Annotated in this window: 11 protein-coding genes; 9 read left to right on the top strand and 2 right to left on the bottom strand. The window is 67.0% G+C overall.

Going from position 1 to position 15,372, the window contains the following annotated elements:
* From E1263_RS37775 to E1263_RS37735, 9 genes are all read left to right on the top strand, one after another.
* Positions 1-749, top strand: a 749-nt coding sequence (locus tag E1263_RS37775; protein WP_132176439.1) for a DUF4185 domain-containing protein, incomplete at its 5' end; no start/stop codon positions are given.
* Between the two features lie 50 nt (positions 750-799).
* Entirely contained in the window at positions 800-2,212 is a 1,413-nt protein-coding gene (locus tag E1263_RS37770) for an amidase (protein ID WP_132176437.1), read from the top strand.
* A gap of 90 nt (positions 2,213-2,302) precedes the next feature.
* Entirely contained in the window at positions 2,303-3,682 is a 1,380-nt protein-coding gene (locus tag E1263_RS37765; RefSeq protein ID WP_132176435.1) for an ABC transporter substrate-binding protein, read from the top strand.
* Between the two features lie 4 nt (positions 3,683-3,686).
* Positions 3,687-4,607 carry a carbohydrate ABC transporter permease gene (locus E1263_RS37760; protein ID WP_132176433.1) on the top strand — a complete coding sequence of 307 codons (921 nt, stop codon included), beginning with the start codon at positions 3,687-3,689 and terminating at the stop codon, positions 4,605-4,607.
* Positions 4,604-5,485: a carbohydrate ABC transporter permease gene (locus tag E1263_RS37755; RefSeq protein ID WP_132176431.1), complete on the top strand. Its 882-nt coding sequence runs from the start codon at positions 4,604-4,606 to the stop codon at positions 5,483-5,485. Before E1263_RS37760 ends, E1263_RS37755 begins: the two co-directional genes overlap by 4 nt.
* Entirely contained in the window at positions 5,482-6,354 is an 873-nt protein-coding gene (locus E1263_RS37750; RefSeq protein ID WP_132176429.1) for an NAD-dependent epimerase/dehydratase family protein, read from the top strand. Before E1263_RS37755 ends, E1263_RS37750 begins: the two co-directional genes overlap by 4 nt.
* Positions 6,355-7,608, top strand: a complete 1,254-nt coding sequence (locus E1263_RS37745; protein WP_132176427.1) for an enolase C-terminal domain-like protein — start codon at positions 6,355-6,357, stop codon at positions 7,606-7,608.
* A gap of 33 nt (positions 7,609-7,641) precedes the next feature.
* Positions 7,642-8,925, top strand: a complete 1,284-nt coding sequence (locus E1263_RS37740) for an ROK family transcriptional regulator (protein ID WP_238161921.1) — start codon at positions 7,642-7,644, stop codon at positions 8,923-8,925.
* Entirely contained in the window at positions 8,922-9,479 is a 558-nt protein-coding gene (locus E1263_RS37735; protein WP_132176425.1) for a GNAT family N-acetyltransferase, read from the top strand. Before E1263_RS37740 ends, E1263_RS37735 begins: the two co-directional genes overlap by 4 nt.
* Positions 9,480-9,787: 308 nt before the next feature.
* Here the strand turns inward: E1263_RS37735 and E1263_RS37730 are convergent, their stop codons facing one another.
* Positions 9,788-10,876, bottom strand: a complete 1,089-nt coding sequence (locus tag E1263_RS37730; RefSeq protein ID WP_132176423.1) for a Gfo/Idh/MocA family protein — start codon at positions 10,874-10,876, stop codon at positions 9,788-9,790.
* A 7-nt stretch (positions 10,877-10,883) separates the two neighbouring features.
* The gene (locus E1263_RS37725) at positions 10,884-14,720 is read right to left on the bottom strand and encodes a discoidin domain-containing protein (protein WP_132176421.1); all 3,837 of its coding nucleotides are present in this window, start codon (positions 14,718-14,720) and stop codon (positions 10,884-10,886) included.
* Between the last annotated feature and the right edge of the window lie 652 nt (positions 14,721-15,372).

Below are 15,372 nucleotides of genomic sequence, written 5' to 3'. Positions count from 1 at the left end.
GGTCGGGGGCGGTGGGTGGTGCGGCGGCGGAGCAGTTGTGGGACTACCCGCATGACAACCCGACGTTCTCGACGGTGCTGCCGTCGGATGTGATCACGATCGGCGGGTCGATGTACCTGCACGTGATGGTGAACAAGGGTCTCGGGAATGTCGTGTGGACCGAGATCTGGCGCAGCGACAACTCGGGCGCGAACTGGTATCACACCGGCGCGAAGTTCGACCCGAACATCGACGGTGGGATGTTCCAGTGCATCACCTGGGGGCTGGGCAGCGACGGGTACGTCTACATCTACTCGACCGGCTTCCAGCGCAACAAGCCGATCATTCTCAAGCGCGTCCGCAGCGACCAGATCGCGAACCCGGCCGCCTACGAGCCATGGGGTTTCCGTGACAATTCCTGGGGCTGGGGCAAACCGGCGACCCCGATCCTGAGCGGCAACTTCGGCGAACTGTGCCTGCGCCCGCTCGGCGGGAAATGGATCCTGACGTGGTTCAACGCCGGCGACTACCGCATCGACGGCATGATCATGAACACGCCCACCGACAATCTCTACACCGCCATCCGCCAGCCCCTCATCTACGGCGGCGCCTGGGGTCAGGAGAACGACAACCACGTCGCCCAGCTGTACGGCGGCTACATCATCCCCGGCTCGACGCTGAGCGATCTGCATCTGTCGGTCAGCCAGTGGAACACCGACGCCGGTTGGCCGTATCGCGCGATGCAGTTCCGGGTCCGCGGTTTCGGGTAGACCGCGGCGGCATTTTATGGCTCCGCGAGCGCCCGCTTACCGTCGGATTCATGGAATCAGCCGAAGAGTTTCTAGCTGCTATGCGGGCCGGTTCGACGTCCTCGGTGGAGCTCACCGAGGACGCGATCGCCCGGATCGAGCGCGACGACCAGGCGATCAACGCGATCTGTGTGCCGGACTTCGACCGTGCGCGAGCTGCGGCGCGCGCGGCCGACGAGGCCAGGGCCGGCGGTTCGGAGCGGCCGCTGCTTGGGCTCCCGGTGACGGTGAAGGAGTCGTACGACGTCGTGGGGTTGCCCACGACCTGGGGGATGCCGGAGCACGCGAACTACGTCCCGGCCGAGGACGCCGTACAGGTGTCGCGGTTGAAGGCGGCCGGTGCGGTGATCCTCGGGAAGACCAATGTGCCGTTGGGGTTGCAGGACCTGCAGAGCTTCAACGCGATCTACGGCACCACCAACAACCCCTGGGATCACACCCGTACGGCGGGTGGTTCGTCCGGCGGATCCGCGGCGGCGCTGGCGGCCGGGTTCGGTGCGCTGTCGATCGGCTCCGATATCGGTGGATCGCTGCGGACGCCCGCGCATTTCTGCGGTGTCTACGCGCACAAGCCGACGCTCGGCCTGGTGGCGACCCGGGGGATGGTCGCGCCGCCCGGGCCGGCCTTGCCGGTTGAGCTCGACCTCGCCGTCGCAGGTCCGATGGCGCGCACTGCCCGCGACCTGTCGCTACTGCTGGACGTCATGGCAGGCCCGGATCCGCTGACGTCGGGCCTGGCCTACAGCATGAACCTGCCGCCCGCGCGCCACCAAAAACTTGATGACTTCCGGGTTCTGGTTCTCGAGGAGCATCCGCTCATTCCGACCGGCTCCGCTGTCCGGGCGGGTGTGCAGCGAGTCGCCGACGCGCTCACCGAGGGCGGCGCCCGCGTCGAACGGCACGGCCGCCTGCTGCCCGACCTGATCGAGAACTCGACGCTCTACGCACAGTTGCTGTTCTCGGGCACCGTCGCACGGTTTCCCGTCGACGCGCTCGAGCAGCTGCGGATCCAAGCCGCCGGACTGAGTGCAGACGACCAGAGTCTTGGGGCCACGCGGCTGCGCGCGATGACGTTCAGCCACCGGGACTGGATGGAGGCGAATCACCGGCGTGAGCTCCACCGCCAGGCCTGGCGGGAGTTCTTCGCCGAGTTCGACGCGGTGGTGTGCCCGATCACGCCGACTCCCGCGTTCCCGCACAATCACGACGTTGACCTGCTGGGACGCCGGATCGATATCGACGGCGTCGAGTACCCGTTCTTCGACCAGCTCGTCTGGGCCGGGCTGGCGACCATGCCGGGCCTGCCAGCCACCGCCGTACCGGCGGGCAGATCACCCGAGGGCCTGCCAGTGGGAGTGCAGCTGATCGGTCCGATGTTCGAGGATCGCACGCCGCTGCGGCTGGCCGAACTGCTCAGCTCTTGAATAAGTAACACGCTTGGTTTAACTTACTCAAGAATTTCGCCGGTGTGGCTCAGTGCACACCGGCGCATCCGGAAACTTGAGGAGTTCCGAATGACCAGAGCGAACAGGTTGGGCGCCGTCGTCGGCGTGGCGGGACTGGCGCTCGGCCTGGTGGCGTGCGCCGACGGTACGACGACGGGCACGGACAGCGCCGGGGCGATCGACGAGAAAGCGCCGGTCACGATCACGATCGGGGACCGCCCCACCCCCGACAAGCCGAACGACTTGAAGTCGTTCGAGCAGAAGGTCAAAGACTTCATGGCGAAGTACCCCAACATCACCGTGAAGTCGACCGAGACCGCCTGGCAGGCGCAGACCTTCCAGGCCCAGATCGCCGGCGGAACGCTACCGACGGTGATGAGCATCAGCTTCACCGAGCCGGCCAACATGATCCCGAACAAGCAACTCCCGGACATCACCGACGAGCTGAAACTGGTCGACCTGACCAAGGACCTGAACCCGAACGTCCTGAAGATCGTCCAGGACGACAAGGGCCGCATCTACGGCGTACCGACCGACGTGTTCTCGGTCGGCCTGGCCTACAACCGGGCGCTGTTCACGCAGGCCGGGCTGGACCCGGACAAGCCGCCGACGACCTGGGACGAGGTCCGGCAGTACGCCAAGCAGATCGCGGACAAGACCGGTAAGGCCGGCTACGCGCAGCTCACCACGAACAACACCGGTGGCTGGATGCTGACCACGATGACCTACAGCATGGGCGGCACGGTCCAGAGCCAGGACGGCAAGAAGAGCACCTTCAACGACGCGCCGACCAAGAAGGGGCTGCAGCTCCTCAAAGACATGCGCTGGACCGACAACTCGATGGGCAGCCGCTTCCTTTACAACCAGGAGGAGGTCCGCCAGGACTTCGCGGCCGGCAAGATCGGCATGGTCATGCAGGCGCCGGACGCCTTCGACATGAGCGTGAAGCAGTTCGCGATGAAGCCGGCCGACTTCGGCGAGGGTGCGCTCCCGCAGGCCGGCGGCCCGTTCGGCACGCTGACCGGTGGCTCGCTGAAGATGATCAGCCCGAAGGCGACCAAGAACGAGATCGTCGCCGGGCTGAAGTGGATCAAGTTCGACCAGTTCGACAAGTTCACGTCGGAGTCGATCGCGGTCACGGATGCGAAGAACTCGATCGCCGACAAGGGCTTCGTCGGCCGGCCTGCGATCACGCCGCTGAGCCAGGCGACGTTCGACCAGTACAACAAGTGGCGCGAGCCGTACGTGAACGTGCCGGTGAAGCAGTTCCAGGGCTACATCGACTCGACCACCTCGCTGAAGCTGTTGCCCGAGCCGGGCAACAAGGGCCAGGAGGTCTACTCGCTGCTCGACCCGGTCGTCCAGCAGGTGCTCACGAAGAAGGACGCGGACATCGACAAGCTACTGAGCGAGACCGCTTCGAAGGTCGACGCCCGCCTCGCGCGGTAGACCAATGTTCCAGACATCTGCTCAGAGCCGCATCGGTACCCGGTCTCTCACGACCTGGTACCGCTCCGGCGGCCTCAGCGCGGTCCTGTTCGCCGTACCGCTGGTGCTGACCTTCCTGTACTTCTCCTGGGGCCCGATCGTGCGCGGTCTGGTCCTCAGCTTCCAGAAGAACAACCTGGTCACCCCGGCGGAGTGGGTCGGGATGGCGAACTTCAGCTATGTCCTGACCGACCCGCAACTGCCGCAGGCCGCGCTCAACACCCTGTACTTCGCTGCTCTCGCGCTCGTCTTCGGGTTTCCGGTGCCACTGTTCCTGGCCGTGTTCGTCAGCGAACTGCGGACGACCGGCTGGCTCTACAACGTGCTCTCGTACCTGCCTGCCGTCGTCCCGCCGGTGGCCGCGATCCTGCTCTGGACGTTCTTCTACGACCCGAGCGCGGCCGGGGTCTTCAACTCGATCCTCGGCTGGTTCGGGATCGGCCCGTTCGCCTGGCTGAACTCGCAGAGTCTCGCGATGCCGGCGATCGTGCTCGAGGCGACCTGGGCCGGCGCGGGGGCCACCTCGATCATCTACCTGGCCGCGCTGACCGGCGTACGGACCGAGTTGTATGAAGCGGCCGAGCTCGACGGCGCCGGGATCTGGAGCCGGATCTGGCACGTCACGCTGCCGCAGATCCGCGGAATCATCTTCATCATGATGCTGCTGCAGCTGATCGGGACGTTCCAGGTCTTCACCGAACCGTTCCTGTTCACCGGCGGTGGCCCGAACAACGCGACCACGACGATCCTGCTGCTGATCTACCGGTACGCCTTCGTCAACGGTGACTTCGGCGCCGCGACCGCCCTCAGCGTGCTGCTCGCCGCAGTGCTCTGCCTGCTGTCGATCGCCTACCACTTCGTCACCCGTCGCTGGAGCACAACATGAGCCACGAGCGCGGCATCATCTCGACGAAAGACCGCCACCGTACGACGGTCCGCTACGGCCTACCGGCGATCCAGGTGCTCCTGTTCATCGGCGTACTGGTCGCCGGCGTCGGCCCCCTGTTATGGCTGCTCAAGTCCGGCGTCTCCACCAGCCAGGACATTCTCAGCGGCCCGATGCAGCTCTGGCCGTCCGGCATCCAGCTGAAGAACATCCCCGACGCCTGGAACCGCGTCCAGATCGGCGCCTACCTCGGCAACACCGCGATCATCGCGCTCGGCTCGATGGTCTCGACGCTCTTCGTCTGTACGACGGGAGCCTTCGTCCTGAGCGTGCTCCGGCCGAAATGGGGACCGATCGTCACCGGCGCCGTACTGGCCACGCTCTTCCTGCCTGGTGTCATCTCGCTGGTCCCGCTCTACATGACGATCCTGAAGATGCCCGTGCTCGGGATCAGTCTGCAGAACACGTTCTGGGCGGTCTGGCTGCCTTCGGCGGCCGGCGCGTTCAACGTGCTGGTGATGAAGCGGTACTTCGACTCGATCCCGCGCGAGCTGATCGAGGCGGCCCGGATCGACGGCGCCGGCAACCTGCGGATGTTCACCTCGCTGATCCTGCCGCTGTCCAAGCCGATCGTCGGTGTGGTCGCGCTGCTGACCGTCATCGGTTCCTGGAAGGACTACCTCTGGCCGCTCCTCGTGCTGCCCGACCCGAAACTGCAGCCGATCTCGGTCGCGCTGCCGCGGGTCGCGAAGACCACTGAGATCTCGCTCCAGATGAGCGCGCTGTTCCTGGCGGTGCTCATCCCGGTCGTGCTCTTCTTGGTCTTCCAGAAGCAGTTCCTGAAAGGGGTTGGTATGTCAGGCGGTATCAAGGAATGACATCTGCACTCAACGGCCGACGGATCCTGGTGACGGGGGCCAGCGGCCGGATCGGTCTGGTCGCCGTGCAACGGCTCAACGAGCTGGGTGCGCTGGTGACGACGCTGTCGAACGTCGAGCACCCCGATCTGAAGGCGGATCGAGTCCTCATCGGCGACACCCGGTCCGAGGCCGACGTGGCCCAGGCCTTGGAGGGCGCCGAGTTCGTCGTGCATCTGGCGGCCTTGGCGCATCCGTCGGCCGGTACGCCGTACGACGTGTACTCGATCAATGTCGTGTCGACGTTCAACGTGCTGGCCCAGGCCGGCGCGCTTGGCATCAAGCGGGCGGTGGTCGCGAGCAGCATCAACGCCTCCGGGCTGGTGTTCAACCCGCACGACGTGCACCCGGCGTACTACCCGTTGGATGAGCGGACCCCGGCCGACATCGCCGACCCGTACTCGTTGTCCAAGCAGAACGACGAGAACACGATCCGGATGGCGTGGCGCCGATGGGGGATCGACGTGGTCGCGTTCCGGTTCCCGCACACGAACTCGGCCGAGGTCCTTCAGCAGCAGGCCGAGCACATGCGCGCCGACCCGGCCAGCGGACTCCGCGAGGTCTGGAGCAACCTCGACACCCGCGATGCGGCGTACGCGATCGAGCTCGGGCTGACGGCTCCGCTGACCGGCGCGCACGTCTTCTTCGTCGCGGCCGGTACGACGAATGCGCCGTACCCGACTGAGTCCTTGCTGGATGCGTTTGCGCCGGATGTTCCGCGGCTGCGGCGGTTCATCGGCCGCGAGGTGCCGATCGACCTGACCGCGGTGCGAACCGTGCTGGGCTTCCAGGCGCAGCATGAACTCGACCTCCCGACTCTGGAGTTGTGAATGCCTTCGAACTTCGACCAGCCGTGGCCGGTCCGGGACGACATCCGCATCCGCGCGGTGCAGGCGATCGTCACCGCGCCGCAGGGCATCCCGCTGGTGGTCGTGAAGATCGACACCACCGAGCCAGGGCTGTACGGGCTCGGGTGCGCGACGTTCACGCAGCGGTGGAAGGCCGTGCAGACGTTCGTCGACGAGCACCTGGCGCGGCTGCTGATCGGTCGCTATCCCGGTGACATCGGCGACCTGACCCGGCTGTCCGGATTCAGCGGCTACTGGCGTGGCGGCCCGGTCACCAACAATGCGATCTCCGGGATCGACCAGGCGCTGTGGGACATCGCGGGGAAGCGTGCCGGCATGCCCGTGTACGAGCTGCTCGGCGGGAAGGTTCGTGCGGCGGCAGACACCTACCTGCATGCCAGCGGCCGCACGATCGAGGAGGCACTCGACCACGCACAGAAGCTGGTTTCACAGGGGCTGCGGCACGTCCGGCTGCAGATCTCGACTCCCGGTGGCGGCGGGTACGGCGCTCCCGCGGTCCCGACCCTCTACCCGAACGCGCCGTACCGGAACGGCTGGTCGGCGCGCGACTACCTGCGCGCTACGCCGGAGCTGTTCGCGGAGGCTCGGCACGTGCTGCCGGACAACCTTGAGCTGCTGCATGACGTGCACTCGCGGCTCACACCGAAGGAGGCTGTGCTGCTCGCGCGGTCGCTGGAGGAGTACGGGCTGTTCTTCCTGGAGGACGTGCTGCCGCCGGAGCACTGGGATCGCCTGCCCGAGGTGCGGGCCGCCTCACCGGTGCCGCTGGCTGTCGGCGAGCTGACGACGTCCATGAGCGACGCCGTCCGGCTGATCAAGGACGGTGGCGTCGACTTCATCCGCTCCCACGTCTCCGACATCGGCGGCCTCACCCCGGCCCGCAAACTCGCCGACCTGGCCGAGCTGTGCGGCGTACGGACTGCTTGGCACGGGCCTGGCGACACCTCACCGATCGGCGCCGCGGCCAACGTCGCCCTCGACGTCAGTTCTGTTGCCTTCGGCATCCAAGAGGGCCACCTGTACGACGACGCCGTGCACGAGGTGTTCCCGGGAACACTCCGGATCGAGGACGGCTGGCTGACGCCGAACGACGCACCGGGCTGGGGAATCGACCTCGATCTCGAGGCGGCGGCCCGTTATCCGGCGGAGTTGTCCGGACACGACGAGTGGGCGGCCGGAGTCCGACGCATCGACGGTGCCCTTGAAGCACCGTAAGCAGGCTCCGAGCGCAGTACGATCACGGCTGACATGACGGGGAGGTGGACGATGGGCACGGCCGACGACGGGTTCGACGAGCAAGGACGCGCTGGCGCGAACCAGCTGGACCTGGGGTCCTTCAATGAGGCTGTGATCATCGAGACGATCCGGCTGGCCGGAATCATCAGCCGGACCGAGATCTCCCGCCGCACAGGGCTCACGCAGCAGTCGATCTCGCGCATCCTGCGGATCCTGCTGCAGCAAGGGCTGCTGGTGGAGGAAGCGCAAGAGCGGGCTGAGCGGCTGGGGAAGCCGCGGACGCCGGTGCGGTTGCGCTCGAACGCCGCGCACGCGGTGGGCATCCACCTCGATCCCGAGCTGCTGACGGTTGCGGTGGTCGACCTCGACGGCACGATCGTGCGCCGCGAGACGGTTGACCTGGCCGACGACCTGCCGACGGACAAACTGATCGACCTGACCGCGGCGACCGTGACTGCGGCGCTCAGCATCAGCCAGGTCGATCCGAAGTCCATGCTGGGCGTGGGCGTCGCCGTACCGGGACCGATCGATGCGGACGGGTCACTGCTCGCACTGCCTTTGCAGCCGGCTTGGCGTGGGTTGAAGATCCGGCATCTGCTGCAGGAGAAGCTGAACCACCCGGTGCTCGTCGAGAAGGACGGTACGGCGGCCGCGATCGGTGAACGCTGGATCGGGCGCTCGGCGCGGGCACGCGACTTCGCTTATCTCTACCTCGGTACAGGGGTGGGCAGCGGACTGATTCTGAACGGGTCGATCTATCGCGGCGGGACCGCGAACGCCGGTGAGTTCGGGCAGGTCGCCGCGTTGCGGATGGGGGAGTGGGACGTCGAGAGCGGACCGCAGATGGTCCCCGAGTGCAACCCGACCGCCTCGCTGCCGGTGATCGCAGCGTCGTACGGGTATGTCGAGAAGGATCTCGATGCGAACGACGAAGCCAAGCGGTACAAGGCGGTCTGCCGAGCCGCGGCCGCTGGCGATGAAGCGGCGTTGCGCGCAGCCAAGCGAGTCGGTCAGGTGATCGGGCAGGGCGCGGTCGGGCTGGTCGATCTGCTCGACATCGACCTCGTGGTGGTCGGCGGGCCGGCATACGCGCCGGAGATCTCGAAGATCCTGCTGACCGAGATCGGCCGGGCGGTGAACCTGCATCCGGTGGCGCGCGAGATCCGTCCGGTGGTCGTCGAGGAGTCGATGCTGCAGACCGATGCCGCCGCTGTCGGCGCCGCGTCGACGATCTTCCACGACGCTTTCACCCCACGAGTCAGTGGCTCAAGTCAGGCTCGTAGGCTTCCGAAGTGATCAAGCCCAGCCAACTCACGCCCTCGGTCGAACTCCGCCTCGCCACTGTCGATGATGCTGCGGCGCTGGCCGATGCCTACACGCGCAGCTGGGATCACCTGGCGCGCTGGGAGCCCGCCAGGCCCGCCGACTGGTTCACTCCGGAGGGACAGCGGGCGCGGCTGACCTCAATACTGGAAAGCTTTGACCGAGGTACGGCGGTGCCGCTGCTGCTCGCGGAAGACGACCGCATCGTCGGTGCGGTCACCTTGAGCGACATCGTGCCGGGCCCCTTCCGCAACGCACACCTCGGCTACTGGCTCGCCGCCGAAGCCGTCGGCCGCGGGCTCATGACCCTTGCGGTGAATGCCGCCGCCGAGCTCGCCGACACCGAACTGAAGCTGCACCGCCTGCAAGCCAGCGTGTTCGTGCACAACGCCGCGTCGCACGCCGTACTCGAACGCACTGGCTTCACCCAGATCGGCTTCGCCCCGAACTACCTCTACATCGGCGGCCGCTGGCAGGACTCCAACCTCTTCCAGCGCATCCTCAACAACCGCGCCCCCGGCGCCTAACGCCTTCCGCCCCGCGCCCACTCTTTGCGCGCGAACGGCATCTTTGGGTACCCACCAACCATCGCGCCGCGCTCTGCGTGGTTGGTGCGTACCCAAAGATCCAGCGCGTACCCAAAGTCGCAACACATGCCCAAGGATGCGCCGCGTGCCCAAAGGTGGGTCCGCTGCTCTTTGGGCACGGACGGCGACTTTGAGAACCCACCAACCGTTTTGGAGGGTGCTGCGTGGTTGGTGGGTTCCCAAAGATGGAGGGCGTGCACAAAGATGCGGGGCGTGCACAAGGGTGGGTCGGCTGCTCTTTGGCGGGGTTAGCCGGGCGGGAAGCCGATACCGCGGGAGACGTCGATGTCGTCGTACCGGCCTTCCAGGACGTCGACGAACTTCACCGGCCGCTGCAGGGTCGACGCGATGTAGACGGCCTTGACCGTGGCCAGTGCGTCGATGGCGTGGTGGACGGTGATGCCGGGCTGCTCGCCCTTGGCGATGGCGCCCAGGATGTCGTCGTACTGCGCCTTGTGACCGCCGGGAGGCCCTGCGTCGACCGACTGGTCGTCCTTGCTCCCGTCGGCGTTGAACCGGGTGAGCAGGTCGTCTTCGAGCTCGGCGCCGCCCTCAGTTCCGTGCACGGAGACGCGGGTCCGGCCACCAGGGAATGCAGCCGTGGTCGCGTGCAGGGTGCCGACGGCACCGTTTTCGAAGGCGATCGTGGCCACGACGGTGTCCTCGACCTCGATCGCCTGGTGAGCCGCCCGGATCGCCTGGGCGTAGATGCTCACCGGTCGGCCCATGAACCACAGGAGCAGGTCGACGGTATGCACGCCCTGATTCATCAGTGCGCCACCGCCGTCCTGCGCCCAGGTGCCACGCCAGCCGGCGGAGGCGTAGTACTCATCGCTCCGCCACCAGGCGACCGTCGCGACGGCTGAGGTGAGCTGACCGAACCGGCCTGCGTCGATCGCCTGCTTCACCTGCGCACTACCGGCGTCGAAGCGGTGCTGGCTGATCACTGACGTGACAGCGCCGTGGTTGGCCGCCCGGTCCGCCGCCGCTCCGAGCCGGCGGGCCCGGATCAGGTCGACATCGAGTGGCTTCTCGATCACCACGTGCTTCTTCTCGTCCAGCGCCTGCTCGGCCAGGGCGGCGTGCGTGCCGCTCGGCGTGCAGATCGCAACCAGGGTCACGTCGCTCCCACTGAGCGCTCCGGGCAGATCGTCGTACACCTGCGGTTCCGGATGCCCAGCCTCCTTGAGCCGGGCAGCCAGAGCGGCCCGCGCCTCGGGGTCGCTGTCGACGAGCGCCGTGACGGTCGCATCGGGTCGTGCTGCGATGGTGTCCGCGTGGGTGCGGCCGATGATGCCGCACCCCACGATCGCGACGCGCTGGTCTGTGTCAGCCATCTCGCTCCTACTTGGCAGTGAAGTTCGCGGTCAGGACCTGGTCCGTGGTCACGGTGAACGTGTACGTGGAGTCGGTCGAGACCTCCGTGCCGGCCACGGTCCAGTTCCGGAAAACGCTATCCGATGTTGGCGCCGCCGTCACGGTCACTGGCGTACCCGGTTCGTACTTCCCGGGCTCGGACTCGTTTCCGGCGATCCGGACGCTACCGTTCCCGCTCGCCGCCACGCTCACACTCCGCTGGACCATGTTGATCGCCATCACGTTGCGCAAAACGGCCGGTCCTTCGAGGGTCGCGCCGTTGTAGCGGGCAATATTCGTGACCTCGACATCCCCTTCGCGGACCTTCACGGTGAAACCGCCGTCACCGAGGTTGTCGGTGCCGAGGTTGATCGCGGTCGCCTGACCGCTGTTCACCACCAGACCGTCGTGGAAGCCGTAGGCGAACACGTTCAGCAGCGTGACGCCGGTGGTGCCGTCGACCGTGACGATCTTCGCGGTCTTGCGCATGTACTTGTCGATGACGAGCTCGAAGATCCGGCCCTCGTCCATCCAGTACGGCTGCTGGTACCCGGTCCGGGTGACCGCGTTCCCGTTCGAGAGCACGCCCTCGACCCGGGCATCACGACCGGCGCCAAGGTGGATGGCATGGTCGAAGAACGCTCCCGCGACCTTCCGTACGACGGTGTGGTCGCCGCGCAGGTCGATGCCGTTCCAGGTGTTCGGGAAGCCGGCGTTGATGACGTAGTTGCCGCCGGCGTAGCCGCGGACGGCGTACGGGTAGGCGACGACGCCATCGGCGCTGCCCGGGTTGTTCTCCGGATAGAACACGCGCAGCCCGCGGAGGCCGGCTGACTTGCCGAGGGTGACGAGCGGGGTGCCGTCGGCGTTGTTGGGACCCTCGAAGGCGTGCAGGACGGTTCCGTAGCTGGCGCCACCCTGATCCCGATTCGGTACGGCGGATGCGCCGCGCAACTCGACCTTCGCGGGGACGGTCAGGTGGGTGCTGATCCGGTACCACCCCGCTGGCAGGTAGACGATGCCGCCGCCATGCCGACCGGCCTTGTCGAGCACCTTCTGGACGGCGCTGGTCGCGTCGGCGGCGGGCAGATACCCGATACCGTGCGGCGCATCGACGACGTACAGGTGTTGGGTCGGCTTGGGGAGCGCTCTTTGGGTGTAGCTCGGCGCCTTGCCGCTCATTCGGTGAACGACGCCCTCGACGGCGCCGGTCACCGCGACATCGGTGAGTTTCACGTAGCCCTGGGAGTTGTTCTCGATCGCCTTGACGCTGCCCTCGATGCGCCCACCGGCGATCTGCCAGCCCCAGCGGCTGTCCATCTCGTCAACGACCACACCGACATCGGTACGGCGAATGTCCAGGTCCAGGAAGCTTCCGGTGAACTGGGCCCGCTGGCCGGTCACCACGTGAATGCCGGTCTTGTAGTCGGAGAGCGCGATACCGCGGAACTGGTCCCACTCGAGATCGCCGAGCGCCAGGCCGGTGCCGTTCTTGCGCGTCCAGGTGTCGAGAGCGGCTCGCGCCGGCGGACGGTACGACGCGGGCGCGGTCGCCCAATAAGAGTTGCTGAAGGCAACGTTCTCCCAGGTGCCGACGTCGGCGCCGTTGTAGGCGCGCGCGCCTTCGAAGAGAGCGGTTCCCCGGATGTTCCGAATCGTCGTCGACTCGTGCACCTGGCCGGAGCTCGGGGCGTTACCGCGGTCGTTGGGCATCGTGCTGACACCGATGCCGCGGTACGAGTTGAGCATGGTGATATCGGCGATCGTCGACATCATGTAGTTCTCGTTGCCGATCCACGCGCCGCCCGGCACCTCGAAGGTGTAGTTGTACGGGACCGGGTTGGCGGCGTTCTGGTTCGGGTAGTAGGTCGTGACGCCGAGGACGCCGGCGCTGCCGCCGATCCGGAACAGGCTCGGGCCGTCGTCACCGGACTTCAGGTCGGCGATCACGACAGTGCCGTAGTCGCCGCGGCCCTTGTCCGGGTCCCGGCGGTCTCCGCGCAGCGTGCAGAACGCATGGACCTCGATCGTGTCGGTCACCTTGTACTTGCCGGCCGGAAGCCAAACCGTGCCGCCGCCCGCATCCTGGCACGCGTAGATCGCGGCCTGGATCGCCTTGGTCGAATCCTTGCGGCCGCTGCGATCGGCGCCGTACGAGGTGGCGTCGAAGTCGGCGATCACGCCGTCCTCGGTCGGGTTCACGGTGTTCACCAGGCGCGGCTTCGGGGTTGCTGTCGGAGCGAGCCGGAGCTGCAGTTCGCGGACGATGTAGGTCTCCGCGCCGCTCATCACGACCCGGACGTAGCGTGCGTTGGCGCTGGCGAAACGGGTCCGGCTGATCTGGTTGCCGCCCGGCGAACCGGTCCGGCCGACTGCCGTGAACTTCAGCCCGTCCTGCGAGACCTGCACGGTGTAGTCGGGGGAGTAGGCCTGCGCCCATTCGACCCGTACGTCGTTCACCGGCCGCACCTTGCCGAGATCGAGCTGCAGCCACGAATCACCCGGACCGCTCGTCCAGGCGCTCTGGTGATCACCGTCGTTGACGTTCGCAACGCCGGTGCCACCGCTGGCGGACGCCGTACCGGTGCTTGCGAAGTTGGTGTCGACCGGCTTGAAGGCGTCAAGCTTGGCCTGCAGCGCTTGGAGCGCCTGCTTCACCTGTACGTCGGTCGCGCCCGGCGTGGTTGCGACCGTGCGCGCATCGTCGATCGCCTGTCGCAGGATCGCGCGGCTGCCGACGGGATACTGGCCGTCACGGCCGCCCTCACGAGCTGCCTTCTCGACACGGGTCGCCGTACCGATGAGGTCGAGCAGGCCCTCGGTGACGTTGAGCGTGGTCGCGACCTTGGCGACGCGGACCGCGGCGACCTTGAGGTCGACAGCGCCGTCACCGTTGTGGATGCGGAAGTCGCCGCCGTTGGAGCGGTTCGTCAGCACGGCGTCGGGCAGCGCGAACGTATGGGTCTTCCAGGTCTTGGTGTCGCCGTAGCGAACGACCTCGGAACCCTTGAACATGTCCGGGATCGTCGACCCGGGGGAGTCGTAGTGCATCCCGAACTGCCCGTTGCCCGCGTCGAAGTAGTCGATGCTGACCAGCACCAGGCTGCGGTTGTTGTAGAGGTACGTGTCGGACACGTTCATGTAGAAGAAGTTCGTGCCCGGCGCCGGAGCAGTCCGGTCGGTCTGCCAGTACGGACGCCCATCCTGTACGCCGGTCACCAGGTTCTCGGCGCGGTCACCGGCCCGCGGGCTGATCCCGGACTGGATCGGCGACGCACCGAGCTGGACCGATGCACCCGCCGTACTGATCCGCAGGCCGGCGACGGTGATGTCGGCGCTGCCGAACAGGCGGATGTCGGCGTCGCCAAGGCGGTTCGTGAAGCCGATGCCGGTGAGTTCGAAGATGCCGGTCTTCCACTGGCCGCTGCCGGTCAGCTGGAGGTCGGTCGCGTCGGCCTGCGGGTTGGCGGCGGCGTCGTACTGGAGCTCGAGACTGCCGGTGCCGCGGTCGAGATAGGTCACCGTCACCAGGACATCGTCGGTGCCGATCTCGTCCACGTAATCGCGGTCAACGTCGAACTCCAGGTAGTCCGTGCCTGTTGCCGGGTCGGTCTGCCAGAAGCCGCGCCCCTGCTCGGTCCCGGTGCGCAACCCCGCAGGGTCGTCACCGGCCGCCGGTTTCACCCCGAGAGTCGTCGGCGCGGGCCCAAGATCGGCACCCACCCCGCTCGGATACATGGTCGCCGCCTGAGCCTGCTGTGGTGCCGCGATCGCACCAGCGAGGAGGAGGGCGGGAAGGAACCGGGCAAGCAGACGTCTAGTCATGCAGGTCTCCAGGTGGCGGTCCGGAAGCGCACAGGGGCAGGCGCCGATAAGTTAAACCAAGCGTGTTACTAATTCAAGAGCCCATGATCCGGACGCACCCACGCACCTGGAGGGGACGCCGAGTCGCCCGGATGCAGGCCGGGCGCTCCCGCTTGAGCAGCCACGCGACTTTGGGCGCACGCCGCATCTTTGGGCGCACGCGGCATCTCTGGGCGCACGCCGCATCTCTGAGCACGCGCCGCGTCTTTGGGTAGCCACCAACCACTTCGACGCGCTCCGCGTGGTTGGTGGGTGCTCAAAGTCGCACTCCGGACCCAAAGAGCAGCCGGCCCACCTTTGGGTATGCGCCGCGTCCTTGAGCGCACGCTGCATCTTTGGGTAGCCACCAAACACTTCGACGCGCTCCGCGTGGTTGGTGGGTGCTCAAAGTCGCACTCCGGCCCCAAAGAGCAGCCGACCCACCTTTGGGCGCGCGGCGCACCTTTGGGCCCACGGCGCATCTTTGGGCACGCGGCGCGTCTTTGGGTAGCCACCAACCACGCGGAGCGCGTTGGAATGGTTGGTGGGTGCCCAAAGTGCGTCGGTACGGCGCGCCGAGCGGATGCGCGGCGGGGTGGGTCAGGCGACGCCGACGAGTTCGCGGGCGGAGACT

Origin of the sequence: Kribbella antibiotica (assembly GCF_004349055.1) — a bacterium.
Classification (GTDB): domain Bacteria; phylum Actinomycetota; class Actinomycetes; order Propionibacteriales; family Kribbellaceae; genus Kribbella; species Kribbella antibiotica.
The sequence above is the reverse complement of the archived record's forward strand: the minus strand, read 5'-3'. Positions and strand labels throughout refer to the sequence as shown.

Bases quoted from the DNA above. Each gene is read 5' to 3' on its own strand.
- E1263_RS37740 (WP_238161921.1), top strand. From the start codon at position 7,642: ATGACGGGGAGGTGGACGATGGGCACGGCCGACGACGGGTTCGACGAG.
- E1263_RS37750 (WP_132176429.1), top strand. From the start codon at position 5,482: ATGACATCTGCACTCAACGGCCGACGGATCCTGGTGACGGGGGCCAGC.
- E1263_RS37730 (WP_132176423.1), bottom strand. From the start codon at position 10,876: ATGGCTGACACAGACCAGCGCGTCGCGATCGTGGGGTGCGGCATCATC.
- E1263_RS37755 (WP_132176431.1), top strand. From the start codon at position 4,604: ATGAGCCACGAGCGCGGCATCATCTCGACGAAAGACCGCCACCGTACG.
- E1263_RS37760 (WP_132176433.1), top strand. From the start codon at position 3,687: ATGTTCCAGACATCTGCTCAGAGCCGCATCGGTACCCGGTCTCTCACG.
- E1263_RS37725 (WP_132176421.1), bottom strand. From the start codon at position 14,720: ATGACTAGACGTCTGCTTGCCCGGTTCCTTCCCGCCCTCCTCCTCGCT.
- E1263_RS37770 (WP_132176437.1), top strand. From the start codon at position 800: ATGGAATCAGCCGAAGAGTTTCTAGCTGCTATGCGGGCCGGTTCGACG.
- E1263_RS37745 (WP_132176427.1), top strand. From the start codon at position 6,355: ATGCCTTCGAACTTCGACCAGCCGTGGCCGGTCCGGGACGACATCCGC.
- E1263_RS37765 (WP_132176435.1), top strand. From the start codon at position 2,303: ATGACCAGAGCGAACAGGTTGGGCGCCGTCGTCGGCGTGGCGGGACTG.